Origin of the sequence: Streptomyces acidiscabies (assembly GCF_020010905.1) — a bacterium.
In the GTDB taxonomy this organism is placed as follows: domain Bacteria; phylum Actinomycetota; class Actinomycetes; order Streptomycetales; family Streptomycetaceae; genus Streptomyces; species Streptomyces acidiscabies.
The window spans coordinates 3,231,057-3,256,306 of the sequence record NZ_JAGJBY010000001.1 but is presented as its reverse complement, the minus strand read 5'-3'; the positions used below and the strand labels follow the sequence as shown (position 1 = coordinate 3,256,306).

The window sequence follows — 25,250 nt, the reverse complement described above, 5'->3', positions numbered from 1 at the left end:
AGGGGCCGGTGACGGACAGTGGCCAAGGCCCGAAGCAAGCGGGAACCGAGATCACCCGAACGGTAGGCAGCCGGAGCCGAGCAAACAACGCCGGGCAACCGCAGGTTTTTTAGGGGCGCGGGGCTGTATCGATATGCGGCTCCGCCGCGCGGGCGCGACCAGCCACAGATCACCCGCACCCGCCCACGGCGAAGCACCACCCCCCACGAACCGCCTAGTGCGGAGCCCCCCTCCACCCAGAAACCGGCAACGCAAACTTCGCCACCAACCGATCCGTGAACGACGCATGATGCAACCGCGCCAACCGAACCGGCACAGACCCCCGCCGAACCTCCACCCGAGCCCCCGGCGGCAGCTCAACAGTCCGCCGGCCGTCACACCACAACACCCCCGGCGGGACATGCGGCAGAACCTCCACCGCCAGCACCGAATCCGGCGACGTCACCAACGGCTTCGCGAACAGCGCATGCGCACTGATCGGCACCATCAGCAACGCCTCCACCTCGGGCCACACCACAGGCCCCCCGGCGGAGAAGGCGTACGCGGTGGACCCGGTAGGCGTCGACAGACAGATGCCGTCACACCCGAACCCCGTAACCGGCCGCCCATCGATCTCCAGAACGACCTCAAGCAGCTTCTCCGCCCCGGCCTTCTGAACGGCCGCCTCGTTCAGCGCCCAGTCCGTATGCACGATGTCCCCGTTGCTGTGCACGACGACATCGACGGTCATCCGCTCCTCGACCTCGTACGCCCGAGTCACCACCCGGTCGACGACCTTGTCGAGATCATCCCGCTCAGCCTCCGCGAGGAACCCCACACTCCCGAGATTGACGCCGAGCATGGGCACCCCGGACGCCCGAGCGAACTCGGCGCCACGCAGCAACGTCCCGTCCCCGCCAAGGACGATGAGCAGCTCACACCCCTCAAGGCACTGCGGAGTGGCCTCGCCAACCAGCTCGACCTCCGTCGGCAACGGCAGATCCCGCGCCTCGTACTCCAGGACCCGCACCCCGATCCCGGACCTGAGCAGCCCCTTCACGACAAGCTCGGCACTACGGATGGCGGCGGGCCGCCCCGTATGCGCGAGCAGGAAAACAGTACGACCTGAGTTCTGGGTCACCGCGGCCCCTCCGCCACTGCACGATCGACATCGGCCGGGTCCAGAGCGGGCGCCCCGGCACGCAGCCACAGAAAGTATTCGACATTCCCGGACGGCCCGGGCAGCGGACTCGCGGTGACCCCGTTCACACCGAGCCCCAGCCCCGCGGCCCGCCCGGCCACCCCCCGCACAGCTTCCGCACGGAGTTCGGGACTGCGTACGACCCCTCCGCTGCCGAGCCGTTCCTTCCCCACCTCGAACTGCGGCTTGACCATCATCACCAGGTCGGCGCCGGGTTTCGTGCACCGCGCCAGCGCGGGCAGCACGAGCCCGAGCGGAATGAAGGACAAGTCCCCCACGACAAGATCCACAGGCTCCCCATCGATCGCTTCAAGCGTCAACTCGCGTACGTTCGTACGGTCCTTGACGGTGACGCGTTCATCGCTCCGGAGAGACCAAGCGAGTTGTCCGTATCCGACGTCCACGGCGACGACGTGCGCGGCCCCGGCCCGCAGCAGCACATCGGTGAACCCGCCGGTGGAAGCGCCCGCGTCCAGCGCGCGCCGCCCCTCGACGACGAGCCCCTGCGGCACGAACACCGACAGCGCGCCCGCGAGCTTGTGCCCGCCCCGGGACACGTACTCGGGATCGTCGTCGTCGGCCTGCACGACGATCGCCGCGGCCGTCTCCACCTGGGTCGCCGGTTTCGTCGCGACGGTCTTCCCGACGCTCACCCGCCCCGCCTCGATCAGCTGACTGGCGTGCTCCCGCGACCGCGCCAGCTTCCGCCGCACCAGCTCCGCGTCCAACCGTCGACGCGCGACTCCTGCCACCTTGGGTCCAACTCCCGATTCCGGTACGACTTACGACTGATTTCCCGTTACGACGGTGAGGGCCCCGAAGGGCCCGGGCGGCCGTCGAGCGCGGTGAGCGCCTCGCGCAGCCCCCGGTGTACATCCTCGTACACCTCGACGTGCCCCTCGGTCGCGAGGTGCCCGGTGTCGGCGAGCCGGTCGAGGAGGGTGTCGACCTCGGGGTTCCCGGTGGGTGCGCGGCCGTCGGCGGCATCGTTCATGCCCCGACGCTACCGCGTGCCGCCGGTGTACGGTCGATCACAATGGCCACGATCGATGAGTGCCGTACGGCACTGGAGAAGCTCGCGCAGAACATGCGCGGCGCCGACGGCGACGTACGCGCGGCGGCGAGCATGGAACGCACGGTGAGCTGCCGTATCACCGACCTGGACGTCACGTTCACCGGCCGTATGACGGGCGGCGCGATCGTGGTGGACGACGTCGCGCCCGGACCGCCCGCCGAGAAGGCGCAGATCAGACTCACCATGACCGGGGACGACCTGGTGGCGATGGTCGCCGGTGAGCTGAACTTCGCGAAGGCGTGGGGCTCGGGCCGGGTGAAGCTGGAGGCGGGCTTCCGTGACCTGCTGAGCCTCAGGAAGCTGCTGTAGCGGCCTTCGTACGGGCCTGACGGGCGGCCGGCACGACCAGCGGCGTCCCCGTCTCCGGATCGTCGATGACCTGGCACCGCAGCCCGAACACCTCCTCCACGAGCCCCGCCGTGACGATGTCGCCCGGCGCTCCCTCGGCGATGACCTTCCCGTCCTTGAGCGCGATCAGGTGGGTCGCGTAGCGCGCGGCGTGGTTCAGGTCGTGCAGGACGGCGACGAGCGTGCGCCCCTGCTCCTCGTGGAGCTGCGCGCACAGGTCGAGGACGTCGATCTGGTGCTGGATGTCGAGGTACGTCGTCGGCTCATCGAGCAGCAGCAGCGGCGTCTGCTGCGCGAGCGCCATCGCGATCCACACCCGCTGCCGCTGCCCGCCGGACAACTCGTCGACGTACCGCTCCGCGAGCTCCGCGACACCGGTCTGCTCCATCGACTCCCGCACCACACGCTCGTCCTCGGCGGACCACTGACGCAGGATGCCCTGGTGGGGATAACGCCCCCGCCCGACAAGATCCCCGACGGTGATCCCATCGGGCGCGATCGACGACTGCGGCAGCAGCCCGAGGATCCGCGCGACCTTCTTCGCCGCCATCGACTGAATAACCTGCCCGTCGAGCAGCACACGGCCCTGCTGAGGCTTCAGCATCCGCGACAGCGCGCGCAGGAGGGTGGACTTGCCGCAGGCGTTGGGCCCGACGATGACGGTGAACGACTGATCGGGTATCTCCACGGAGAGCTGTTCGGCGATGACCCGCTGGTCGTAGGCGAGGGTGAGGTTCTCGGCGGAGAGACGGTTCACGGTGCTCCTTGGGGGGTTCTGGAGGTCTGCGGTGACATCTGCACGGTCGTACGATCCGGTCATATCCGGCCCGCCTTCCGTTCCGTGACCAGGAGCCACAGCAGGTACACGCCGCCGAGTACGCCCGTGACCACGCCGACCGGCAACCGGCCGTCGCCGAAGAGGTGTTGGGAGGACCAGTCGGCGGTGACCAGGAGGGTTGCGCCCATGCAGAGGGACGGGACCAGGTTGGGGCCCGGGGAGCGGGTGAGGCGGCGGGCCAGTTGGGGGGCCGTGAGCGCTACGAAGCTGACGGGGCCCGCGGCGGCGGTCGCGGCGGCGGTGAGCAGGACGGCGGACACCATCAGCAGCATCCGTACGCGTTCCACCCGTACCCCGAGCGCGCCCGAGACGTCGTCGCCCATCTCCATCATCCGCAGCCCGCGCGCGTTGGCCAGCACGAGCGGCACCAGCACGCAGACCAGCGCGAGCAGCGGCCAGACCTGCTTCCAGTCCCGCCCGTCGAGCGTCCCGGTCATCCAGACGACGGCCCGCGCGGCGTCCACGATGTCGGCCTTGGTGATGAGGTAGCCGTTGACCGCGGTCGCCACGGCGGAGACGCCGATCCCGACGAGGACGAGCCGGTACCCGTGCACGCCCCGCTTCCACGCGAGCAGATAGATCAGCGCGCCGGTGACGAGCCCGCCGACCAGCGCCCCCAGCGTGACCTGCGCGGTCGACCCGGAGAACAGCACGATCATGATCAGCGCTCCGGCGGTCGCCCCCTGGCTCAGCCCGAGGACGTCGGGACTGCCCAGCGGGTTGCGCGACACGGCCTGGAACAGCGCCCCGCCGAGCCCGAGCGATGCCCCGACCAGCAGCCCGACCAGGACACGCGGCAGCCGCAGCTCGTTGACGATGAACTCCTGGCCCGGATTCCCGTCCCCGAACAGCACCTTGAGGACGTCGGACGCGGGGATCGGGAAGTCGCCGGTGCCGATGAGCACGACGCTCGCGGTGAGCGCGGCCAGCAGCAGGACGAGGGTGACGGTCAGCGCGCGGGGGTCGAGACGGAGAGAGAGGCGGCCGGTGCGCAGGGCACGGGGTGCGGCCGGAGTACGGGGGGCGCGGGGAGCGCGGCTCCTGGGCATCGTCGTCTTCACAGCTGTGCCGTCCTCCGCCGCCGCACGAGAAAGATGAACACCGGCCCGCCGACGATCGCCGTGATGATCCCGACCTGCACCTCGGAGGGCCGCGCGACGACCCGCCCGAGCACGTCGGAGCCCAGCAGCAGGACGGGCGACAGGATCGCCGCGTACGGCATGATCCAGCGCAGGTCGGGGCCGGTGAACGAGCGCACGGCATGCGGGACCATCAGGCCGACGAACGCGATCGGACCGCACGCCGCGGTGGCCGCCCCGCACAGCACGGTCGCCGCGAGCATCGACAGCGCGCGCGTGCGGTTGAGGTTCGCGCCGAGTGCCGTGGCCGTGTCGTCGCCCATCGCCACGGCGTTGAGGGGACGGGCGAGCGCGAAGGCGAGGAGGGTACCGACGGCCAGGAACGGCAGCACCTGGCGGATCGTTTCGTCGGAGGCCCCGGAGAGCGAGCCGACGGTCCAGAACCGCATCCGCGCGAGCGCCGCCTCGTCCATGATCATGACGGCCTGGAGATAGCCGTACAGCGCGGCCGTGATCGCCGTCCCGGCGAGCGCGAGCCGTACGGGGGTCGCGCCCCGGCTGCCGCCCAGGAACCAGACGAGCGCACCGACCGCCGCCGCACCGAGGAAGGCGAACCACACGTACCCGCTCAGGCTCGTGACGCCGAGGAAGGTGATCGCGGTGACGACGGCCGCCGAGGCGCCCGCGTTGATGCCGAGGAGGCCCGGGTCGGCGAGCGGGTTGCGGGTCAGCGCCTGGAGTACGGCTCCGGCGAGGCCCAGCGCGGCGCCGGCCAGGAGGCCGAGGAGCGTCCGCGAGAGGCGGTCGCCGACGACGACGTCCGCGTAGCTCCCGGAGTCCTGGAACAGGCCGTGCCAGACCTGCCCGAGGGACAGCTCTTTCGCGCCAATGGCGATACTCGCGACGGCGACCGCCGCGAGGAGCGACACCGAGAGCACGAGCCCTAGGGAGCGCGCCCCTCGCCTGCCTCGGGGTGGGGAGACCGCCTGTTCCGGAACACTGTCGACCAACACGGAAGTTAGGTTAGCCTACCCTGCCATGCGCTCCGGTTGGCCGCTTCCCCGCCGCGCCTCAGACCCCCAGCCGCGCCAGCGCCTTCCCCCCGTCCAGCTCGCAGGAGCCCTCGCCCGCCGCCGTCCACGCCGCCGCGCACAGCGCCCGCAGGCCGTCCAACGCGTCGCCCTCGCCCGTGAGTTCGAGGTGCTCCGCCGCCGTCGCCGTCCAGCCTCCGCAGCGGAAGCCCGGGCCGTCCGCGGTGACCTCCGGCTGGCCGGTGAGCAGGCCACGCAGGTCGCGGTCCACATAGGTCGGCCGGTGCTGCGGAGGCGCCGCGAGGAGCTGGGCGCCGTCCGTGACGCCGGTCAGGACCAGGAGGGAGTCCACCTCGCCGTTGAACGCGCCCTCGATGTCCGTGTCGAGCCGGTCCCCGACGACCAACGGCCGCTCCGCGCCCGTACGCAGGATCGTCTCCCGGTGCATCGGGGGCAGCGGCTTGCCCGCCACCTGCGGCTCCGCGCCGGTCGCGATCCGGACGACCTGGACGGCCGCGCCGTTGCCCGGGGCGATCCCGCGCCCGCTGGGGATCGTCAGGTCCGTGTTGGACGCGAACCACGGCACCCCGCGCGCGATCGCGTACGACGCCTCCGCGAACCGCCCCCACGGCAGCTCCGGGCCGCCGTACCCCTGGACGACGGCCACGGGATCGTCGTCCGCCGACTCGACCGGCACCAGCCCGCGCTCGCGCAGGGCGACCCGCAGCCCCTCACCGCCGATGACCAGCACGCGCGCGCCTGCGGGAACCTGCTCGCTGATCAGCCGGGCGACGGCCTGCGCGGACGTGATGACGTCCTCCGGAGCCGTGTCGATCCCCAGCTCGGTCAGGTGGTCGGCCACCGTGTCCGGCGTCCTGAGCGCGTTGTTCGTCACGTACGCCAGGCGCATGCCCCCCGCGCGGGCGCGGTGCAGCGACTCGACGGCGTACGCGATCGCGTTCCCGCCCGCGTACACCACCCCGTCGAGATCGAGCAGCGCCGTGTCGTACGCCTCGCTCAGGGCCTGCCCACTGCCGTCCGGAACCCTCCGCACGCCCTGCCCCATACCCCACACTCCTCGTTCGCTCGCCTTTCCACCGATCATCCCCCATGCCACTGACAGCCGTACGATGCCCTGATGAACACAGCAGGTCACTCGCAGGCAACGGCGCCCCGAGGTCTGGAACTCACCCCGTTCCGAGGGCTTCGCTACGACCCCGACCGGGTCGGCGGACTCGCCGCGGTCACCTCGCCGCCGTACGACGTCGTCGTCCGCCCGGACGGCCTGCACGAACTGCACGACGCCGACCCGTACAACATCGTCCGGCTGATCCTCCCGCAGGCCACCACCCCGCGCGCGCGGGGCGAACAGGCCGCCGCGACCCTGCGCGCGTGGCTCACCGAGGGCATCCTCACCCCGGACCCCGCCCCGGCCCTGTACGTCTACGAGCAGCGCCACGCGGACGGCATGCTCCAGCGCGGCCTCATCGGCACCCTGCGCGTCTCGGAGCCCTCCGAGGGCGTCGTCCTGCCGCACGAGGACGTCATGCCGCACGTCGTCGCCGACCGCGCGGCCCTCATGCGCGCGACCCAGGCCAACCTGGAACCGCTGCTGCTCACCTACCGGGGCGACGGCGGCCCGACGGCGGACCTCGTCGAACGCACGGCGGCCCGCGCGCCCCTGCTGGCGACCACCACGGACGACGGCTACCACCACCGCCTGTGGCAGGTCACCGACCCGGCCGAGGTCGCCGCCGTCCAGGCCGACCTGGCCCGCCACCAGGCACTGATCGCCGACGGCCACCACCGCTGGGCGACGTACCGCATGCTCCGCGCGGAGCACCCCTCCCCCGGCCCCTGGGACCACGGTCTCGTCCTCCTCGTCGACACGGCCCGCTATCCCCTGCGCGTGCGCGCGATCCACCGCTACCTGCCGGGGCTGCCTCTTGGTGAGGCGCTGGCGGCTCTGGAGGGGCGCTTCCGGGTTCGGAGGCTGGAGGCCGCGCTTCCCGAGGCGCTGGAGGTTCTGGCGGACGCCGCGTGCGCGGGAAACGCGTATCTCCTCGCGGGGGACGGCGGGCTGTGGCTGGTCGACCGGCCGGATCCGGAGCTGCTGGCGCGCACGGTCCCTGCCGGGCATCCGACCGCCTGGCGCACGCTCGACGCGACCGTCCTGCACGCGACGCTTCTCGCCACGGTCTGGGAGATCCCGGAGGACGATCCCGCGCGCGTGGCGTACATCCATGACACGGAGGCGACCGTGCTGAAGGCCGAGCGGGACGGAGGGACGGCGGTTCTGCTGCATCCCGTGCGCGAGGAGGTCGTGCGGGAGCTGGCTCGGCAGGGGGTGACGATGCCGAGGAAGTCGACGTCGTTCGGGCCCAAGCCGGCTACTGGGTTGGTGCTGCGTGCGGTGGGTGTGTGAGGGCGCTCTATAAACGAAATGGGCCCCCTCTTTAAAAGAGGAGGCCCATTTCGATCGTCAGGCGTTGTCGTCGGAGTCCTTCTTGACGTCCTTCTCGACATCCTTCTCGTCGGCCGGTTCGGCTGCTACGGCCTCGTCGACCTCGTCCTCGACCTCTTCGTCGTCCTCATCCTCTTCGTCCTCGTCGGCCTCTTCGGCTTCCTGGGACGACGGGGGCTCGATCGCCTCGGGGGTCTCGGCGTCCTCGTCCGTCATGGCGTCCACGAACTCCACGCCGTCCAGTTCGGCCAGGCGGTCGGACGCGTCGGTGCTGCCGTCGCGGTCCGCCTCGACGGCCTTGGCGAACCACTCGCGCGCCTCGTCCACACGCTCGGCCTCAAGGAGGGCGTCCGCGTAGGCGTAGCGCAGGCGCGCGGTCCACGGCTGGACGGAGTTGGACGCCAGCTCGGGGCTCTGGAGCGTCACGATCGCCGCGTCGAGCTGGCCCATGTCACGCCGGGCACCCGCCGCGACGAGCCGCATCTCGACCTGGCCGGCCTTGTCCAGCTTGTTGACCTCCGGGGCACCGGCCATGTCCAGCGCCTTCTCCGGCCGCCCGAGCCCGCGCTCGCAGTCGGCCATCACCGGCCACAGCTCCGTGTTCCCGGTCATCCGCCGGGCCGCCCGGAACTCGGCGAGCGCCTCGCTGAACTTCTGGTTCGCGTACGCCGCGAACCCGGCCGCCTCGCGCACGGCAGCGACCCTCGACGCCAGCCGCAGGGCGACCTTCGAGTAGTCGTACGCCTTCTCCGGCTCCTCGTCGATCAGCCGCGCCACCATCACCAGGTTCCTGGCGACGTCCTCGGCGAGCCCCTTCGGCAGGCTCAGCAGCTCCTGCCGTACGTCCTTGTCGATCTCGTCGCCCGTGACGTCGTCCGGGATCGGCAGCCGCTTGATCGGCTCGCGGTCGCGGTCACGGTGGTCCCGGTCGTCACGCCCACGGAAGCCGCCACGGTCGTCCCTGCGGTCGTCACGACGGTCATCGCGCCGGTCGTCACGCCCACGGAAGCCACCGCCGGCGGGGCGTCCGCCTCGGTCGTCACGACGGGGGCCGCCGTAGCCGCCCCGGCCGCTGTCGCGTCGGTCGTCGCGACGGAAGCCACCGCGGTCGTCGTCGCGGCGGAAGGGGGGACGGTCGTTGTCACGACGGTCGCCGCCGCCCTGCGGACGGTCGTCGCGGCGGTCGTCCCTGCGGAAGCCACCACGGTCGCGGTCGTCGCGCTGGAACGCCGGACGGCCACCACGGTCGTCACGGCGGGGGCCGCCGTAGCCGCCACGGTCACCCTGCGGACGATCGTCACGCCGGTCGTCACGGCGGAAGGGAGGACGGTCATTGTCACGGCGGTCGCCCTGCGGACGGTCGTCGCGACGGAAACCGCCACGGTCGTCCCTGCGGTCGTCACGCCGGTCATCGCGCCGGTCGTTGTCACGGCGGAAGGACGGACGGTCGTCGTCGCGACGGAACGAGGGACGATCGTCACGGCGGGGGCCGCCGTAGCCGCCACGGTCACCCTGGGGACGGTTGCCTTGCGGACGGTCGTCGCGGCGGAAACCGCCACGGTCGTCACGACGGTCATTGTCACGACGCGGGCCGCCGTAGCCGCCACGGTCGCCCTGCGGACGATCGTCACGCCGGTCGTCACGGCGGAAGGGAGGACGGTCGTTGTCACGACGGAACGAGGGGCGGTCGTCGCGCCTGTCGTCCCGACGGAAACCGCCACGGTCGTCACGACGGTCGCCGCCACCCTGCGGACGGTCGTCGCGGCGGTCGTCCCTGCGGAAGCCACCACGGTCGCGGTCGTCGCGCTGGAACGCCGGACGGCCACCACGGTCGTCACGGCGGGGGCCGCCGTAGCCGCCACGGTCACCCTGGGGACGGTTGCCTTGCGGACGGTCGTCGCGGCGGAAACCGCCACGGTCGTCACGACGGTCATTGTCACGACGCGGGCCGCCGTAGCCGCCACGGTCGCCCTGCGGACGATCGTCACGCCGGTCGTCACGGCGGAAGGGAGGACGGTCGTTGTCACGACGGTCGCCGCCACCCTGCGGACGGTCGTCACGGCGGAAACCGCCACGGTCACCCCGGTCGCCCCGGCCGCTGTCGCGTCGGTCGTCGCGGCGGAAACCGCCACGATCGCCGCGCTCACCACGGTCGTTGCGGTCCCCACTGTCCCGTCGCCGCTGGTCGCGCTCCGGTCGGTCGTCGGGAGAGTTGGTGGACATGGGTGACTCCTGTCTTCGGTACCTCAAAGCATTGTAAAAACAAAAGGACCCCTGGTCCCAGCTGAACGCTGGGACCAGGGGTCCTCCAAAGATTGTTCGGCGGCGTCCTACTCTCCCACAGGGTCCCCCCTGCAGTACCATCGGCGCTGTAAGGCTTAGCTTCCGGGTTCGGAATGTAACCGGGCGTTTCCCTCACGCTATAACCACCGAAACCCTAATGGTTTCGAGCGAACAAGCACACTCTTTAATTATGGTGTGGTTCTGCTCTGAAGCCGACAACAGTTCGTTGTCTCAGAACTAACACAGTGGACGCGAGCAACTGAGGACAAGCCCTCGGCCTATTAGTACCAGTCACCTCCACACCTTACGGTGCTTCCAGATCTGGCCTATCAACCCAGTCGTCTACTGGGAGCCTTACCCTCTCAAGGAGGTGGGAACACTCATCTCGAAGCAGGCTTCCCGCTTAGATGCTTTCAGCGGTTATCCCTCCCGAACGTAGCCAACCAGCCATGCCCTTGGCAGAACAACTGGCACACCAGAGGTTCGTCCGTCCCGGTCCTCTCGTACTAGGGACAGCCCTTCTCAATGTTCCTGCGCGCGCAGCGGATAGGGACCGAACTGTCTCACGACGTTCTAAACCCAGCTCGCGTACCGCTTTAATGGGCGAACAGCCCAACCCTTGGGACCGACTCCAGCCCCAGGATGCGACGAGCCGACATCGAGGTGCCAAACCATCCCGTCGATATGGACTCTTGGGGAAGATCAGCCTGTTATCCCCGGGGTACCTTTTATCCGTTGAGCGACGGCGCTTCCACAAGCCACCGCCGGATCACTAGTCCCGACTTTCGTCCCTGCTCGACCCGTCGGTCTCACAGTCAAGCTCCCTTGTGCACTTACACTCAACACCTGATTACCAACCAGGCTGAGGGAACCTTTGGGCGCCTCCGTTACTCTTTAGGAGGCAACCGCCCCAGTTAAACTACCCATCAGACACTGTCCCTGATCCGGATCACGGACCCAGGTTAGACATCCAGCACGACCAGACTGGTATTTCAACGACGACTCCACAACCACTGGCGTGGCCGCTTCAAAGTCTCCCAGCTATCCTACACAAGCCGAACCGAACACCAATATCAAACTGTAGTAAAGGTCCCGGGGTCTTTCCGTCCTGCTGCGCGAAACGAGCATCTTTACTCGTAGTGCAATTTCACCGGGCCTATGGTTGAGACAGTCGAGAAGTCGTTACGCCATTCGTGCAGGTCGGAACTTACCCGACAAGGAATTTCGCTACCTTAGGATGGTTATAGTTACCACCGCCGTTTACTGGCGCTTAAGTTCTCAGCTTCGCCACACCGAAATGTGACTAACCGGTCCCCTTAACGTTCCAGCACCGGGCAGGCGTCAGTCCGTATACATCGCCTTACGGCTTCGCACGGACCTGTGTTTTTAGTAAACAGTCGCTTCTCGCTGGTCTCTGCGGCCACCCCCAGCTCAAGGAGCAAGTCCTCTCACCAGTGATGGCCCCCCTTCTCCCGAAGTTACGGGGGCATTTTGCCGAGTTCCTTAACCATAGTTCACCCGAACGCCTCGGTATTCTCTACCTGACCACCTGAGTCGGTTTAGGGTACGGGCCGCCATGAAACTCGCTAGAGGCTTTTCTCGACAGCATAGGATCATCCACTTCACCACAATCGGCTCGGCATCAGGTCTCAGCCTTGATGAGCGGCGGATTTGCCTACCACTCGGCCTACACCCTTACCCCGGGACTACCATCGCCCGGGCTGGACTACCTTCCTGCGTCACCCCATCACTCACCTACTACCAGATCGGTTCAGCGGCTCCACCACTTTCCTTTCCCCGAAGGGTCCGGAACGGCTTCACGGCCTTAGCATCACTGGATTCAATGTTTGACGCTTCACAGCGGGTACCGGAATATCAACCGGTTATCCATCGACTACGCCTGTCGGCCTCGCCTTAGGTCCCGACTTACCCTGGGCAGATCAGCTTGACCCAGGAACCCTTAGTCAATCGGCGCACACGTTTCCCACGTGTGAATCGCTACTCATGCCTGCATTCTCACTCGTGAACCGTCCACCACTGCCTTCCGGCGCAGCTTCACCCGGCACACGACGCTCCCCTACCCATCACAGCAGGCGTTGGCCCTATATGCTGCAATGACACGACTTCGGCGGTACGCTTGAGCCCCGCTACATTGTCGGCGCGGAATCACTAGACCAGTGAGCTATTACGCACTCTTTCAAGGGTGGCTGCTTCTAAGCCAACCTCCTGGTTGTCTCTGCGACTCCACATCCTTTCCCACTTAGCGTACGCTTAGGGGCCTTAGTCGATGCTCTGGGCTGTTTCCCTCTCGACCATGGAGCTTATCCCCCACAGTCTCACTGCCGCGCTCTCACTTACCGGCATTCGGAGTTTGGCTAAGGTCAGTAACCCGGTAGGGCCCATCGCCTATCCAGTGCTCTACCTCCGGCAAGAAACACACGACGCTGCACCTAAATGCATTTCGGGGAGAACCAGCTATCACGGAGTTTGATTGGCCTTTCACCCCTAACCACAGGTCATCCCCCAGGTTTTCAACCCTGGTGGGTTCGGTCCTCCACGAAGTCTTACCTCCGCTTCAACCTGCCCATGGCTAGATCACTCCGCTTCGGGTCTTGAGCGTGCTACTGAATCGCCCTGTTCGGACTCGCTTTCGCTACGGCTACCCCACCCGGGTTAACCTCGCAACACACCGCAAACTCGCAGGCTCATTCTTCAAAAGGCACGCAGTCACGACGCACCGAGTAAACTCGATGCGCGACGCTCCCACGGCTTGTAGGCACACGGTTTCAGGTACTATTTCACTCCGCTCCCGCGGTACTTTTCACCATTCCCTCACGGTACTATCCGCTATCGGTCACCAGGGAATATTTAGGCTTAGCGGGTGGTCCCGCCAGATTCACACGGGATTTCTCGGGCCCCGTGCTACTTGGGTGTCTCTCAAACGAGCCGTTGACGTTTCGACTACGGGGGTCTTACCCTCTACGCCGGACCTTTCGCATGTCCTTCGCCTACATCAACGGTTTCTGACTCGCCTCACAGCCGGCAGACTGTGAAAGAGAGATCCCACAACCCCCACGACGCAACCCCTGCCGGGTCTCACACGTCGTAGGTTTGGCCTCATCCGGTTTCGCTCGCCACTACTCCCGGAATCACGGTTGTTTTCTCTTCCTGAGGGTACTGAGATGTTTCACTTCCCCTCGTTCCCTCCACATACCCTATGTGTTCAGGTATGGGTGACAGCCCATGACGACTGCCGGGTTTCCCCATTCGGAAACCCCCGGATCAAAGCCTGGTTGACGGCTCCCCGGGGACTATCGTGGCCTCCCACGTCCTTCATCGGTTCCTGGTGCCAAGGCATCCACCGTGCGCCCTTAAAAACTTGGCCACAGATGCTCGCGTCCACTGTGCAGTTCTCAAACAACGACCAACCACCCATCACCCCCGGCCTTGGCCGAAGTTCACTGGGGTCGGCATCATGAGGGGGTTCATTCCCTCAGACACCCAACAGCGTGCCCGACCAGACCCTCGTCCGGAGATCATGCTTTCCACGCCCTTGCGGACAGTACCTGCAATGCCTCCGACCCAGAACCTGGCCGAATAATCAACGTTCCACCCATGAGCTGACCGTGCAGAACATCTGCCTGCAATCGGTACTGTGCTCCTTAGAAAGGAGGTGATCCAGCCGCACCTTCCGGTACGGCTACCTTGTTACGACTTCGTCCCAATCGCCAGTCCCACCTTCGACAGCTCCCTCCCACAAGGGGTTGGGCCACCGGCTTCGGGTGTTACCGACTTTCGTGACGTGACGGGCGGTGTGTACAAGGCCCGGGAACGTATTCACCGCAGCAATGCTGATCTGCGATTACTAGCAACTCCGACTTCATGGGGTCGAGTTGCAGACCCCAATCCGAACTGAGACAGGCTTTTTGAGATTCGCTCCACCTCACGGTTTCGCAGCTCTTTGTACCTGCCATTGTAGCACGTGTGCAGCCCAAGACATAAGGGGCATGATGACTTGACGTCGTCCCCACCTTCCTCCGAGTTGACCCCGGCGGTCTCCTGTGAGTCCCCGTCACCCCGAAGGGCACGCTGGCAACACAGGACAAGGGTTGCGCTCGTTGCGGGACTTAACCCAACATCTCACGACACGAGCTGACGACAGCCATGCACCACCTGTACACCGACCACAAGGGGGCGACCATCTCTGGCCGTTTCCGGTGTATGTCAAGCCTTGGTAAGGTTCTTCGCGTTGCGTCGAATTAAGCCACATGCTCCGCTGCTTGTGCGGGCCCCCGTCAATTCCTTTGAGTTTTAGCCTTGCGGCCGTACTCCCCAGGCGGGGAACTTAATGCGTTAGCTGCGGCACCGACGACGTGGAATGTCGCCAACACCTAGTTCCCACCGTTTACGGCGTGGACTACCAGGGTATCTAATCCTGTTCGCTCCCCACGCTTTCGCTCCTCAGCGTCAGTATCGGCCCAGAGATCCGCCTTCGCCACCGGTGTTCCTCCTGATATCTGCGCATTTCACCGCTACACCAGGAATTCCGATCTCCCCTACCGAACTCTAGCCTGCCCGTATCGAATGCAGACCCGGGGTTAAGCCCCGGGCTTTCACATCCGACGCGACAAGCCGCCTACGAGCTCTTTACGCCCAATAATTCCGGACAACGCTTGCGCCCTACGTATTACCGCGGCTGCTGGCACGTAGTTAGCCGGCGCTTCTTCTGCAGGTACCGTCACTTTCGCTTCTTCCCTGCTGAAAGAGGTTTACAACCCGAAGGCCGTCATCCCTCACGCGGCGTCGCTGCATCAGGCTTCCGCCCATTGTGCAATATTCCCCACTGCTGCCTCCCGTAGGAGTCTGGGCCGTGTCTCAGTCCCAGTGTGGCCGGTCGCCCTCTCAGGCCGGCTACCCGTCGTCGCCTTGGTGAGCCATTACCTCACCAACAAGCTGATAGGCCGCGGGCTCATCCTTCACCGCCGGAGCTTTCGACCCCCGCCCATGCAGGCAGGAGTGATATCCGGTATTAGACCCCGTTTCCAGGGCTTGTCCCAGAGTGAAGGGCAGATTGCCCACGTGTTACTCACCCGTTCGCCACTAATCCACCCCGAAGGGCTTCATCGTTCGACTTGCATGTGTTAAGCACGCCGCCAGCGTTCGTCCTGAGCCAGGATCAAACTCTCCGTGAATGTTTACCGGTAATCCGGTGCACAACACAGAAGAGCGGAACGATCGGAGGAATGATCCGACCGTTCACAGCGTCCTCGCTGTGTTTGTTTCAAAGGAACCTCATCCTCGGCCATCGGCCGGGGACGGGGTATCAACTAATCTGGCGTTGATTTTTGGCACGCTGTTGAGTTCTCAAGGAACGGACGCTTCCTTCGTACTCACCCTCTCGGGCTTTCCTCCGGGCTTTTCCCTTCGGTCTTGCGTTTCCGACTCTATCAGATCTTTTTCCGATCCGATTCCCTGTCGGCGGGACGTCTTGGGCTTTCTCGCTTTCGCTCGTCGGCCTTTCGACATTCACTACGTTAGCTGATCCTCTCGGCAACTCATAATCGAGTCTCCGTGAGTTCGAATTCGGGCATGCGGACATGACGAATTCGATCCCGCTGAGGGATGTTGCTAGGTAGTGGGTTGGCCGCTCCCGGCTCTCGGCGATCGCCGTACCGGGTCAAGCGGCTCGGGCTACGTTACGCACCTTCCCAAGGAGCGTCAACTTGAGCGGCGGCGGGGAACGTGGGCCCGATAAGGGCTCACCGTCGGGTCACCGGAGATCCAGAACCGCCACGGGTGGACGGCGCCGTCGCCCGATACTCCGGTGCGGGGACCACTGTCGACCTGGTCGGAGGGGACGGGTGTGCCGGTGAGGACGCGCAGCGGGGTGTCCTCGGGGGTGCACGCGTCGGTGCCGTCGAGGGACCGGTCGATGTCGAGAGCCGTCGCCAGCCGGGCCGGGCCTTTGGCGAGTTCTTTGTCGTTCCGGGCCGATAGTCGACGTTTGCGGGCCGGTTCGGCGCCTTCCAGGACCTCGCCGGCGCGCAGCAGGACGGCGCTCGCCTCGCCGTCGGGACCGCAGACGAGGTTCATGCAGTGCCACATGCCGTAGGTGAAGTAGACGTACACATGACCGGGCGGACCGAACATCACGCCGTTGCGGGCGGTGCGGCCACGGAAGGCGTGGGAGCCGGGGTCGTTCTCGCCGTCGTACGCCTCCACCTCTGTGATGCGCAGGACGATCGGGCCGTCCGGGGTCGTGCGGACCAGGAGGCGGCCGAGGAGGTCGGGGGCGACCTCCAGAACGGGGCGGTCGAAGAAGGTCCTGCGGAGAGGCGTACGGTCGGGGCTCGCGATCATGGCCGTCGAGCGTAGTGCAGTCGGGGTGTACGTCAGGGTGGGGTGGGGAACCGGACGTGGCCTGAACGCGTTTGTAGGGTTCAAAGGCCCGGTCAACCGGTCGTAAAACACGAGGGAGAGTCATGGCGTTCAAGAAGCTGCTCGCGAGCCTGGGTGCGGGCGGGGCGTCGGTGGAGACGGTGCTGACCGAGGTCAACGTCGTACCGGGCGGGGTCGTGCAGGGGGAGGTGCGGATCCAGGGCGGGTCCGTGAACCAGAACATCGAGGGGCTGTCGATCGGGTTGCAGGCCCAGGTCGAGGTCGAGGGGCAGGACGCGGAGTACAAGCAGAACATCGAGTTCACGAAGGTCAGCCTCGGCGGCGCCTTCGAGCTCCAGGCCGGTGCGGTGCACGCGGTGCCGTTCGGGCTCGACATCCCGTGGGAGACGCCGGTGACGACGATCTCCGGGCAGCCGCTGCGCGGGATGCACATCGGGGTGACGACGGAGCTGGCGATCGCGCGGGCCGTCGACTCCAGCGACCTCGACCCGATCAACGTCCACCCGCTCCCGGCGCAGCAGGCGATCCTCGACGCGTTCACGCAGCTCGGCTTCCGGTTCAAGAACGCCGACATGGAGCGCGGGCACATTCGCGGTACGCGCCAGAAGCTGCCGTTCTACCAGGAGATCGAGTTCTTCCCGCCGCAGCAGTACCACGGCCTCAACCAGGTCGAGCTGAGCTTCGTCGCCGATGAGAACGCGATGGATGTCATCCTTGAGATGGACAAGAAGCCGGGCCTGTTCAGCGAGGGCAGCGACACCTTCCGCTCCTTCCAGGTGGGCCTGCGCGACTTCCAGGGGACCGACTGGGCGGCGTACCTGAACCAGTGGCTGGCCGAGGTCGGCAGCAAGCGGAACTGGTTCTAGGCTCGGGGTTCCGAGGAACCACGTATTCAGACGTATGCAGGAGGTACCCAGGTGTCCGAGCTCAAGCGGCGGCCTCTCCCCCACGACTTCCACCCGCCCGTCCCGGCGTTCACGGTGACGAGCGAGGACGTCGAGGCGGGCGGCACGCTCAAGGCCGACCAGGTCCACGCCGAGGGGAACGTCTCGCCGCACCTGCGGTGGGAGGGGTTCCCGGCGGAGACGAAGAGCTTCGCGGTCACGTGCTACGACCCGGACGCGCCGACGGGCAGCGGGTTCTGGCACTGGGTGCTGTTCGACATCCCGGCGTCGGTGACGGAGCTGCCGGCCGGTGCGGGCACGGGAGAGTTCAAGGGACTGCCCGACGGCGCCGTACATGTCCGCAACGACTACGGGACGCGGGACTTCGGCGGTGCCGCGCCGCCCGCGGGGGACGGGCCGCACCGGTACGTCTTCACCGTGTACGCGGTGGACCAGGAGAAGCTCGGTGTCGACGGGGACGTCTCGCCCGCGTATGTCGGGTTCAATCTGCGGTTCCACGCGATCGCGCGGGCGCATGTGATCGGTGAGTACGAGGTTTTGGCCGGTAGCTGAAGTTCACCCGACGTTTGTCCGCCTCTGGTCTTGGAAGTGATCAGGGGCGGGCATTTTTTATTGCGTTGTCCATCTCGGCGTGCCCGTCCAGAGTTGATCCACGCCCGCCGGGGAGCGGGCCGATGCGCACGGGAGGTGGGCTGGATGCGGGACACGCTGGTGCTGAACGCGAGCTTCGAGCCGCTGTCTACGGTGACATTGAACCGGGCTGTCGTTCTGGTGCTCCAGGACAAGGCCGTCGTCGAGCAGGCCCACCCCGAGCTGCGTATGCGGGGCGCCGTGGTCGACATACCCGCGCCCCGGGTGATCCGGCTGTGCCGGTACGTCCGGGTGCCGTTCCGCAGACGGGCGCCGTGGTCGCGTCGGGGGGTGCTGGTGCGGGACCGGCACCGGTGCGCGTACTGCGGGCGCAGGGCGACGACCGTGGACCATGTGGTGCCGCGGGCGCAGGGTGGGCGGGACTCCTGGCTCAATACGGTGGCGTCCTGCGCGGAGGACAACCACCGCAAGGCCGACCGGACGCCGGAGCAGGCGGGTATGCCGCTGCTGCGGGAGCCGTTCGAGCCGACTCCGGCCGACGCGATGCTGCTGTCGCTGGGGACCGAGGATTTTCGGGCGCTGCCGGAGTGGTTGAGCTTGGACGCGGCTTAGACCGTAGGGCTTGCTGTTGTCTGCCGGGTGCGGGTTCGTTGTGGCTTGTCGCGCAGTTCCCCGCGCCCCTAAAAGACTTGGGGCCGCCTTCTCAGAGAAGGCGGCCCTCGTCGTTGTGCCGAAGAACCTCAGTCGATCGGCGGCTTCTCGCGCTTCTCCAGGTTGTTGCCGCCGTCCGAGGAGCCGTTGCCGCCGCCGCCCAAGCCGCCTAGGCCGCCCACCGCGCCCGAGAGGCCCTTGAGGGCGTCGCCGATTTCGCTGGGGACGATCCAGAGCTTGTTGGCGTCGCCCGCGGCGATCTTGGGGAGCATCTGGAGGTACTGGTAGGAGAGGAGCTTCTGGTCGGCGTCGCCGGCGTGGATGGCCTCGAAGACCGTGCGGACGGCCTGCGCCTCACCCTCGGCCTTGAGGGCGGCGGCCTTGGCCTCACCCTCGGCGCGCAGGATCTGGGACTGCTTCTCGCCCTCGGCGGTGAGGATCGCGGCCTGGCGGGTACCTTCGGCGGTCAGGATCGCGGCGCGCTTGTCACGGTCGGCGCGCATCTGCTTCTCCATCGAGTCCTGGATGGAGGTCGGCGGCTCGATCGCCTTCAGCTCGACGCGGTTGACGCGGATGCCCCACTTGCCGGTCGCCTCGTCGAGGACGCCGCGCAGGGCCGCGTTGATCTCCTCGCGGGAGGTGAGGGTCCGCTCCAGGTCCATGCCGCCGATGATGTTGCGCAGCGTGGTGACGGTGAGCTGTTCGATGGCCTGGATGTAGGAGGCGACCTCGTACGTCGCCGCGCGGGCGTCGGTCACCTGGTAGTAGATGACCGTGTCGATGTTGACGACCAGGTTGTCCTGGGTGATCACCGGCTGCGGCGGGAACGGGACGACCTGTTCGCGCAGGTCGATGCGGTTGCGGATGGTGTCGATGAACGGGACGACGATGTTGAGGCCCGCGTTCAGCGTGCGTGTGTAGCGGCCGAAGCGCTCGACGATCGCCGCGCTGGCCTGTGGGATGACCTGGATCGTCTTGATCAGGGCGATGAAGACCAACACCACCAGGATGATCAGAACGATGATGACCGGTTCCATCGTGCTCCCCGTACCCTTCTCCGCCTCGGCACTCTCCGACGATCTTATTGGGTGCCGACTGGCTGTGGACGATCATATGGGTGCAGAAGATCTTGCCGGTCGAGTCTGACAGACCTTCACACAACTCGCGGGTCGTTCAGTTCAGTTGGGACCGGGCGCCGGGGGTCACAGGACGATCGCCGTAGCGCCTTCGATGTCCACGACGTCCACCTCCTGGCCGGGTTCGTAGGCGCGGTCGCCGTCCAGGGAGCGGGCGGACCAGACCTCGCCGGCGAGTTTGATGCGGCCTCCCGCGCCGTCCACGCGCTCCAGGACGACGGCCTGCCTGCCCTTGAGCGCGTCGATGCCGGTGGGCAGGTGGGGGCGGCTTCTGCTGTGCCGGTTCGCGATGGGGCGTACGACGGCGACGAGCGCCACTGAGACGATCACGAAGACCAGGACCTGGCTGACGGCGCCGAAGCCGAGTCCGGCCACGACGGAGGCGGCGATCGCGCCGACCGCGAACATGCCGAACTCGGGCATGGCCGTGATCACCAGCGGGATTCCGAGCGCCGCCGCGCCGACGAGCCACCACACCCACGCGTCGATGTTCACAGGTCAATGGTAGGTCCGCGAGGTCGGCGCGGACAGGGTGCGTGCCGGTCAGGAGAGCGGCAGTCCCTGGGCCGTCCAGCGGTCGCCGACCTGCTCGACGACGAGGGGGAGGCCGAAGCAGAGGGAGAGGTTGCGGGAGGTGAGTTCGAGTTCCACGGGGCCCGCGGCGAGGACCTTACCCTGACGGATCATCAGGACGTGGGTGAAGCCGGGGGCGATCTCCTCGACGTGGTGCGTGACCATGATCATCGAGGGGGCGATGGGGTCGCGGGCGAGGCGGCCGAGGCGGCGTACGAGGTCCTCGCGGCCCCCGAGGTCGAGGCCGGCGGCGGGTTCGTCGAGGAGGAGGAGTTCGGGGTCGGTCATCAGGGCGCGGGCGATGAGGGTGCGCTTGCGCTCGCCCTCGGAGAGGGTGCCGAAGCGGCGGTCCAGGTAGTCCGTCATGCCGAGGCGGTCGAGGAAGGCGCGGGCGCGGAGTTCGTCGACGTCCTCGTACTCCTCCTGCCAGCCGGCCGTCATGCCGTACGCGGCGGTCAGGACGGTCTGGAGGACCGTCTGGCGCTTGGGGAGCTTCTCGGCGAGGGCGATGCCGGCCATGCCTACGCGGGGGCGGAGTTCGAAGACGTCCGTGCCGGGCTTGCCGAGGGTCTCGCCGAGGACGGCTACCGTGCCGGCGCTCGGGAAGAGGTACGTGGAGGCGAGGTTGAGGAGGGTCGTCTTGCCGGCGCCGTTCGGGCCGAGGATGACCCAGCGCTCGCCCTCCTTGACCGACCAGGAGACCTGGTCCACCAGCGACCGGCCCTCGCGGACCACCGATACGTCCTGAAGCTCCAGAACATCGCTCATGAGCGCGTTGTCTCCCCTTGCAGTGTGGCCGGTCTCGGTTGTCGCGTGCGCCAGTCGGCTCGGCGGCCGTGCGCGGGTGGGCGCGGCCCCTTCGGGAAAATCTACGCCACTGGTCCGGCGGGCTGTTCCATCGGTCCGGTCCTTGGGCGCCTCTGATGGGTATCCGCGGAAGAAGGAGCGGCGTTCGGTGCGTGCTCTCGGGGTGCCGCGTGGAAGTCTTCGTAGCGGAGCTACGGGGGCTTTCGCGCGGTGCAGCGAGAGTGCGTGCCGGGCGACGCGACGCCGCGGAGGCCCATCAGAGGCGCCCTAGGCTGGGGGCATGCTTGTTGAACCGCGCGCTGGTCGCCTCGCCGCTTGGGGAAATGCCCTGTTGGCCGGACTTGTCTCTCCGGACGACGCTGTCGTCGCCGTCGTCGGGGAGGACGCGGTGCACCGGGTGGAGGGGTTGCCCGGGGAGGGCGCGCCCGTCGGACTCACCCTGGCGCTGGGGCGGTTGAGGGCGCTCGGGGTGAGCGGGCTGCGGGTCGCGCTGCCCGCGCCGGGGCATCCGCTGGGGCTCAGCGGGCCGCCGGAGTTCAACGCGCGGGCGCTGGAGGCGGAGCAGGCGGTGGTGTGCCACGGCGCCGCTCTCGGTCTGGTGCCGGAGGTCTTCGAGGCGGGGCCCGCCGGGGACGTCCATGTCGAGGTGACCTGGCACTGTCTGCCGGTCCGTGAGGCGCCGCCGGCCGATGTGCCGTCCCTGGGCGAGGCGGAGCGTGAGCTCGCCGAGGCTCTGCGGGACGCGACCGCTGTGCTGTCCCGGCTCGATGTCGCCGGGTCCGGGCCGGTGGCCGAGGCGGCGATCGACGCGTACCGCGCGCGTGCGGAACGGGGGCGCGAGCTGCTGGCGCCGGGGTACCCGCCGCGCGCCGTACGGGTCCTCGAACTCGCCCAGCGGGTGGGCCTGTTGGTCTCCCTCGCCACGGAGAACGGGCCCGGCGGCGCGGTGAGCGCGTCGGAGATGGCGGCGCGGGGGGCGGCGCTGCGGCCGGTGGAGCGGACGGCTCGGCGGGCGTTGGTGGCGGCGTACAACGCGTATGTGGAGGAGCGGGAGCGGGGCTGAGACGGCTGCGGGACCCCACCCGGAAGAGTGGGGCCCCGCAGCCGTGTGCGCAAAGGTGACGTCAGTCGTTGACGCCCGTGTTGCCGAAGGCCGGGTTCAGCAGGCCGATGACGTTGATCGAGTCGCCGACGACGTTGACGGGGACGTGGACCGGGATCTGGCCGACGTTGCCGGAGCCGACGCCCGGGGACTTCACGGCAGCGCCCTCGGCAGACGAGTCGGCGACGGCGGCACCGGCCGAAGCACCAGCGGCGATACCGGCGACGGTGAGGGCCACGGCGGCCTTCTTGGCGATGTTCATGAGAAGCGTTCCTCCTGCGATTGCGTATCCGACCCGGCCGCGGGTCGTGCGCTGTCCAACGCGGGAGTGGTCATGAACGGCACGGGATCCGGTCCCGGTTGCGCCCGTTCGGATCATTGAAGCGACGGGACGATCAACCGACGGGCCGTTTGTAGAACTTCAGTGGTTGATGCCGAGGTTGCCGAACGCCGGGTTGAGCAGGCCGATGACGTTGACGCTGTTGCCGACCACGTTGACCGGGACGTGCACCGGCACCTGGATGACGTTGCCGGAGACGACGCCCGGGGAGTCGTGGGCCTCGCCGAAGGCAGCCGCCCCGGAGCCGCCGTCGGTCGCGGACGCGAGACCGGCACCGGCGGCGACCAGCCCACCGGCCACCATCGTCACAGCGGCGGCCTTCTTCAGGTTCTTCACTTCGCATGCCCTCCTGGCGATTGACCACGACGGTCGCCGTGGCACGCAGGGAGAACGGCGCACCCCCGGGAGAGGATGCGCCATGTGGGTGACATTCCCACGACAGTATGAATCTCGGACTGGAACTGATCCCTCCGCCTACGGCTCCCGCACGCCCTGCGACCAGCCCCTTCTCACCCCGTCACGCCGTGCCGCACGGCCCACAGCGCGGCCTGCGTACGGTCCGCCAGGTCGAGCTTCATGAGGATGTTCGAGACGTGCGTCTTGACGGTCTTCTCGGACAGCACGAGCGCCCGCGCGATCTCCCGGTTGGACCGCCCGTCGGCGATGAGCCCGAGGACCTCCCGCTCGCGCTCGGTGAGCGTCCCGCCCCTCCCCTGCCCGCCCGGCGACTCCTCCTGGGAGAGCAGCGCCCCGGCGACCTCGGGCTGGAGCAGGACGTGTCCGGCGTGGACGGAGCGGATCGCGCCGGCGAGGGCGTCGGGATCGACGTCCTTGTAGACGTACCCGGCGGCGCCCGCGCGCAGGGCCGGGACGACCGTCCGTTGCTCGGTGAAGCTCGTGACGATCAGCACGCGCGCGGGGTTGTCGAGGTCGCGGAGCTTGCGCAGGGCCTCGACGCCGTCCATGCCGGGCATCTTGACGTCCATGAGGACGACGTCGGGGCGCAGCTCCTCGGCGCGGGCGACGCCCTCCTCGCCGTCCCCGGCCTCGCCGACGACCTCTATGTCGTCCTGCACCTCCAGGAACGTACGCAGTCCGCGGCGGACGACCTGGTGGTCGTCGACCAGCAGCACCCTGATCGGCTCAGCCACCGGGGACCTCCATCTCGATGACGGTGCCCTGGCCGGGCTCCGATGTCACTGTCAGACGGCCGCCGACGCCGCCGGCGCGGTCCCGCATGGAGACCAGGCCGAGGTGGCGGCCGGCGCGGCGGACGATGGCGGGGTCGAAGCCCTTGCCGTCGTCCGTGACGCGCAGGACGGCGCCGCCGTGCCGTTCGTGCTTCTCCAGGGTGACGTCCACGCAGGCCGCGCCGGAGTGGCGCAGGGCGTTGTGGAGGGCTTCCTGGGCGACGCGCAGGAGGGCTTCCTCCTGGGCGGCGGGCAGGGCCCGCACGCCCCGGGCTGCGAGGGTGACGCGCGCGGTGTGGGCGCGGTCGAGGACCTGTATCTGGGTGCGCAGGGTGGCGACGAGGCCGTCCTCGTCGAGGGCGGCGGGACGCAGCTCGACGACGGCCGCGCGCAGTTCGTCGGCGGCCTCGGCGGCGAGGGCGGCGACCTGGTGCAGCTCGCCCTTCGCGCGCGCGGGGTCGCGGTCGACGAGGGCGGCGGCGGCCTGGGCGGTCAGGCGCAGGGAGAACAGTTTCTGGCTGACCGCGTCGTGCAGCTCGTGCGCGAGGCGGGAGCGTTCCTCGGCGATGGTCAGCTCGCGGCTGCGCTCGTACAGGCGCGCGTTGGTGAGGGCGATCGCGGCGTGCTGGGCGAGGATCGCGAGGAGGTCCATGTCCTCGTCGGTGAATCCGCACTCGCCGAGGGTCCTGGGGCAGTTCTTGTTGGCGAGGAAGAGGATGCCGACGACGTCGTCGCCGTTGTGGATGGGCAGGCCCAGGAAGTCCGACATCTCGGGGTGCGCCTCGGGCCAGCCCTCGAAGCGGGGGTCCTCGCGCACGTCCGCGAGGCGCTCGGGCCTGGCCTCCTTGAGCATCGCGGCGAGGATGCCGTGCTGGCGGGGCAGGGGGCCGATGGCCTTCCACTCCTCGTCGCTCACGCCGTCCACCACGAACTGGGCGAAGCCGCCGTGGTCGTCCGGCACGCCGAGGGCCGCGTACTGCGCGTCGAGCAGTTCGCGCGCGGAGGCGACGATCGTCTTGAGGACGTCGCGCACCTCCAGATGCCTGCTCATCGCCAGCAGTGCGGCGCTGACCGCCGCCAGCCCTGACCTGGGACCTTGACTCATGTCCTCACGGTACCGGCGGGGTCCGACAGCGCGGATCGGGCCGGTGACGGGCACGGGGGTCGGGCGGTGGTCCTAGGGCTGAGGTCGGGGGGCAGGGGCGGGGTCGGCCGGGAGAGCGTCACCGTCCGCGTTGCTTCAGCAACTCCTGGTGAG

The 25,250-nt window shown here is 67.9% G+C and carries 22 protein-coding genes, 3 rRNA genes and 1 pseudogene; 6 read left to right on the top strand and 20 right to left on the bottom strand.

Going from position 1 to position 25,250, the window contains the following annotated elements:
* Positions 1-214: 214 nt before the first annotated feature.
* The 3 genes from J8M50_RS15145 to J8M50_RS15135 are packed head-to-tail and all read right to left on the bottom strand — an operon-like array spanning position 215 to position 2,174.
* Positions 215-1,120 (bottom strand): NAD kinase, encoded by a 906-nt coding sequence (locus tag J8M50_RS15145; RefSeq protein WP_010354437.1) that lies wholly within the window; start codon positions 1,118-1,120, stop codon positions 215-217.
* Positions 1,117-1,932, bottom strand: coding sequence for a TlyA family RNA methyltransferase (locus J8M50_RS15140; RefSeq protein ID WP_010354438.1), 816 nt, complete (start codon positions 1,930-1,932; stop codon positions 1,117-1,119). Before J8M50_RS15140 ends, J8M50_RS15145 begins: the two co-directional genes overlap by 4 nt.
* A gap of 47 nt (positions 1,933-1,979) precedes the next feature.
* Positions 1,980-2,174, bottom strand: coding sequence for a hypothetical protein (locus J8M50_RS15135; protein ID WP_010354439.1), 195 nt, complete (start codon positions 2,172-2,174; stop codon positions 1,980-1,982).
* A 42-nt stretch (positions 2,175-2,216) separates the two neighbouring features.
* Between J8M50_RS15135 and J8M50_RS15130 the strand changes: the two genes are divergently transcribed.
* Positions 2,217-2,564: an SCP2 sterol-binding domain-containing protein gene (locus J8M50_RS15130; protein ID WP_010354441.1), complete on the top strand. Its 348-nt coding sequence runs from the start codon at positions 2,217-2,219 to the stop codon at positions 2,562-2,564.
* Here the strand turns inward: J8M50_RS15130 and J8M50_RS15125 are convergent.
* The 4 genes from J8M50_RS15125 to J8M50_RS15110 are packed head-to-tail and all read right to left on the bottom strand — an operon-like array spanning position 2,548 to position 6,617.
* Complete coding sequence (locus tag J8M50_RS15125; RefSeq protein ID WP_075661771.1) at positions 2,548-3,423, bottom strand: ABC transporter ATP-binding protein; 876 nt, start codon at positions 3,421-3,423, stop codon at positions 2,548-2,550. The genes J8M50_RS15130 and J8M50_RS15125 overlap by 17 nt on opposite strands.
* Complete coding sequence (locus J8M50_RS15120) at positions 3,420-4,490, bottom strand: FecCD family ABC transporter permease (protein WP_078480834.1); 1,071 nt, start codon at positions 4,488-4,490, stop codon at positions 3,420-3,422. The genes J8M50_RS15125 and J8M50_RS15120 overlap by 4 nt, the downstream gene beginning before the upstream one ends.
* A gap of 8 nt (positions 4,491-4,498) precedes the next feature.
* Entirely contained in the window at positions 4,499-5,533 is a 1,035-nt protein-coding gene (locus J8M50_RS15115) for a FecCD family ABC transporter permease (RefSeq protein ID WP_029183951.1), read from the bottom strand.
* Positions 5,534-5,591: 58 nt separating this feature from the next.
* Entirely contained in the window at positions 5,592-6,617 is a 1,026-nt protein-coding gene (locus J8M50_RS15110; protein ID WP_010354446.1) for an HAD hydrolase-like protein, read from the bottom strand.
* Positions 6,618-6,689: 72 nt separating this feature from the next.
* On the opposite strand from J8M50_RS15110, the gene J8M50_RS15105 reads away from it, so the two are divergent.
* Positions 6,690-7,976: a DUF1015 family protein gene (locus J8M50_RS15105; RefSeq protein ID WP_010354448.1), complete on the top strand. Its 1,287-nt coding sequence runs from the start codon at positions 6,690-6,692 to the stop codon at positions 7,974-7,976.
* 57 nt (positions 7,977-8,033) lie between these two features.
* Here J8M50_RS15105 and J8M50_RS15100 read toward each other — a convergent pair whose 3' ends face one another.
* The 6 genes and pseudogenes from J8M50_RS15100 to J8M50_RS15075 form a co-directional block, all read right to left on the bottom strand.
* Positions 8,034-8,912, bottom strand: coding sequence for a tetratricopeptide repeat protein (locus J8M50_RS15100; RefSeq protein ID WP_223786303.1), 879 nt, complete (start codon positions 8,910-8,912; stop codon positions 8,034-8,036).
* A 345-nt stretch (positions 8,913-9,257) separates the two neighbouring features.
* Positions 9,258-10,139: pseudogene (locus J8M50_RS50080) on the bottom strand (hypothetical protein); the annotation flags it as partial.
* A gap of 193 nt (positions 10,140-10,332) precedes the next feature.
* Positions 10,333-10,449 (bottom strand): 5S ribosomal RNA (gene rrf, locus J8M50_RS15090).
* A gap of 110 nt (positions 10,450-10,559) precedes the next feature.
* Positions 10,560-13,683, bottom strand: a 23S ribosomal RNA gene (locus J8M50_RS15085).
* Positions 13,684-13,964: 281 nt separating this feature from the next.
* Positions 13,965-15,490 (bottom strand): 16S ribosomal RNA (locus J8M50_RS15080).
* The 16S, 23S and 5S rRNA genes sit together here, the layout of an rRNA operon.
* Positions 15,491-16,016: 526 nt before the next feature.
* Complete coding sequence (locus J8M50_RS15075; protein ID WP_010355652.1) at positions 16,017-16,658, bottom strand: DNA-3-methyladenine glycosylase; 642 nt, start codon at positions 16,656-16,658, stop codon at positions 16,017-16,019.
* Between the two features lie 122 nt (positions 16,659-16,780).
* Between J8M50_RS15075 and J8M50_RS15070 the strand changes: the two genes are divergently transcribed.
* The 3 genes from J8M50_RS15070 to J8M50_RS15060 all read left to right on the top strand — a co-directional run bounded on the left by J8M50_RS15070 (position 16,781) and on the right by J8M50_RS15060 (position 18,805).
* The gene (locus J8M50_RS15070) at positions 16,781-17,563 is read left to right on the top strand and encodes a sporulation protein (RefSeq protein WP_010355651.1); all 783 of its coding nucleotides are present in this window, start codon (positions 16,781-16,783) and stop codon (positions 17,561-17,563) included.
* Positions 17,564-17,614: 51 nt separating this feature from the next.
* The gene (locus J8M50_RS15065; protein ID WP_010355650.1) at positions 17,615-18,154 is read left to right on the top strand and encodes a YbhB/YbcL family Raf kinase inhibitor-like protein; all 540 of its coding nucleotides are present in this window, start codon (positions 17,615-17,617) and stop codon (positions 18,152-18,154) included.
* Between the two features lie 144 nt (positions 18,155-18,298).
* Positions 18,299-18,805 (top strand): HNH endonuclease, encoded by a 507-nt coding sequence (locus J8M50_RS15060; RefSeq protein WP_010355648.1) that lies wholly within the window; start codon positions 18,299-18,301, stop codon positions 18,803-18,805.
* Positions 18,806-18,933: 128 nt separating this feature from the next.
* On the opposite strand, the gene J8M50_RS15055 is transcribed toward J8M50_RS15060, so the two are convergent.
* The 3 genes from J8M50_RS15055 to J8M50_RS15045 form a co-directional block, all read right to left on the bottom strand.
* Complete coding sequence (locus J8M50_RS15055; RefSeq protein WP_010355647.1) at positions 18,934-19,881, bottom strand: SPFH domain-containing protein; 948 nt, start codon at positions 19,879-19,881, stop codon at positions 18,934-18,936.
* Between the two features lie 165 nt (positions 19,882-20,046).
* Positions 20,047-20,475 carry an NfeD family protein gene (locus tag J8M50_RS15050; RefSeq protein WP_010355646.1) on the bottom strand — a complete coding sequence of 143 codons (429 nt, stop codon included), beginning with the start codon at positions 20,473-20,475 and terminating at the stop codon, positions 20,047-20,049.
* A 48-nt stretch (positions 20,476-20,523) separates the two neighbouring features.
* A complete protein-coding gene (locus J8M50_RS15045; protein WP_010355645.1) occupies positions 20,524-21,321 on the bottom strand; it encodes an ABC transporter ATP-binding protein in 798 nt (265 codons plus the stop codon).
* A 319-nt stretch (positions 21,322-21,640) separates the two neighbouring features.
* Here J8M50_RS15045 and J8M50_RS15040 point away from each other — a divergent pair, with 319 nt between their 5' ends.
* On the top strand, positions 21,641-22,423 hold the full coding sequence (locus J8M50_RS15040; RefSeq protein WP_010355644.1) for an Rv1486c family protein: 783 nt from the start codon (positions 21,641-21,643) through the stop codon (positions 22,421-22,423).
* 61 nt (positions 22,424-22,484) lie between these two features.
* Here the strand turns inward: J8M50_RS15040 and J8M50_RS15035 are convergent, their stop codons facing one another.
* The 4 genes from J8M50_RS15035 to J8M50_RS15020 all read right to left on the bottom strand — a co-directional run bounded on the left by J8M50_RS15035 (position 22,485) and on the right by J8M50_RS15020 (position 25,097).
* The gene (locus J8M50_RS15035) at positions 22,485-22,724 is read right to left on the bottom strand and encodes a chaplin (RefSeq protein WP_010355643.1); all 240 of its coding nucleotides are present in this window, start codon (positions 22,722-22,724) and stop codon (positions 22,485-22,487) included.
* Between the two features lie 159 nt (positions 22,725-22,883).
* Entirely contained in the window at positions 22,884-23,138 is a 255-nt protein-coding gene (locus tag J8M50_RS15030; protein WP_010355642.1) for a chaplin, read from the bottom strand.
* 173 nt (positions 23,139-23,311) lie between these two features.
* Positions 23,312-23,953: a response regulator gene (locus J8M50_RS15025; RefSeq protein ID WP_010355641.1), complete on the bottom strand. Its 642-nt coding sequence runs from the start codon at positions 23,951-23,953 to the stop codon at positions 23,312-23,314.
* A complete protein-coding gene (locus J8M50_RS15020) occupies positions 23,946-25,097 on the bottom strand; it encodes a GAF domain-containing sensor histidine kinase (RefSeq protein ID WP_010355640.1) in 1,152 nt (383 codons plus the stop codon). The genes J8M50_RS15025 and J8M50_RS15020 overlap by 8 nt, the downstream gene beginning before the upstream one ends.
* Positions 25,098-25,250 lie beyond the last annotated feature (153 nt).

What these genes read in the sequence shown, in the direction of transcription:
- J8M50_RS15135 (WP_010354439.1), bottom strand. Translation starts at nt 2,174, where the DNA reads ATGAACGATGCCGCCGACGGCCGCGCACCCACCGGGAACCCCGAGGTC.
- J8M50_RS15130 (WP_010354441.1), top strand. Translation starts at nt 2,217, where the DNA reads ATGGCCACGATCGATGAGTGCCGTACGGCACTGGAGAAGCTCGCGCAG.
- J8M50_RS15125 (WP_075661771.1), bottom strand. Translation starts at nt 3,423, where the DNA reads ATGACCGGATCGTACGACCGTGCAGATGTCACCGCAGACCTCCAGAAC.
- J8M50_RS15120 (WP_078480834.1), bottom strand. Translation starts at nt 4,490, where the DNA reads ATGCCCAGGAGCCGCGCTCCCCGCGCCCCCCGTACTCCGGCCGCACCC.
- J8M50_RS15110 (WP_010354446.1), bottom strand. Translation starts at nt 6,617, where the DNA reads ATGGGGCAGGGCGTGCGGAGGGTTCCGGACGGCAGTGGGCAGGCCCTG.
- J8M50_RS15105 (WP_010354448.1), top strand. Translation starts at nt 6,690, where the DNA reads ATGAACACAGCAGGTCACTCGCAGGCAACGGCGCCCCGAGGTCTGGAA.
- J8M50_RS15075 (WP_010355652.1), bottom strand. Translation starts at nt 16,658, where the DNA reads ATGATCGCGAGCCCCGACCGTACGCCTCTCCGCAGGACCTTCTTCGAC.
- J8M50_RS15070 (WP_010355651.1), top strand. Translation starts at nt 16,781, where the DNA reads ATGGCGTTCAAGAAGCTGCTCGCGAGCCTGGGTGCGGGCGGGGCGTCG.
- J8M50_RS15060 (WP_010355648.1), top strand. Translation starts at nt 18,299, where the DNA reads ATGCGGGACACGCTGGTGCTGAACGCGAGCTTCGAGCCGCTGTCTACG.
- J8M50_RS15055 (WP_010355647.1), bottom strand. Translation starts at nt 19,881, where the DNA reads ATGGAACCGGTCATCATCGTTCTGATCATCCTGGTGGTGTTGGTCTTC.
- J8M50_RS15045 (WP_010355645.1), bottom strand. Translation starts at nt 21,321, where the DNA reads ATGAGCGATGTTCTGGAGCTTCAGGACGTATCGGTGGTCCGCGAGGGC.
- J8M50_RS15040 (WP_010355644.1), top strand. Translation starts at nt 21,641, where the DNA reads ATGCTTGTTGAACCGCGCGCTGGTCGCCTCGCCGCTTGGGGAAATGCC.
- J8M50_RS15035 (WP_010355643.1), bottom strand. Translation starts at nt 22,724, where the DNA reads ATGAACATCGCCAAGAAGGCCGCCGTGGCCCTCACCGTCGCCGGTATC.
- J8M50_RS15020 (WP_010355640.1), bottom strand. Translation starts at nt 25,097, where the DNA reads ATGAGTCAAGGTCCCAGGTCAGGGCTGGCGGCGGTCAGCGCCGCACTG.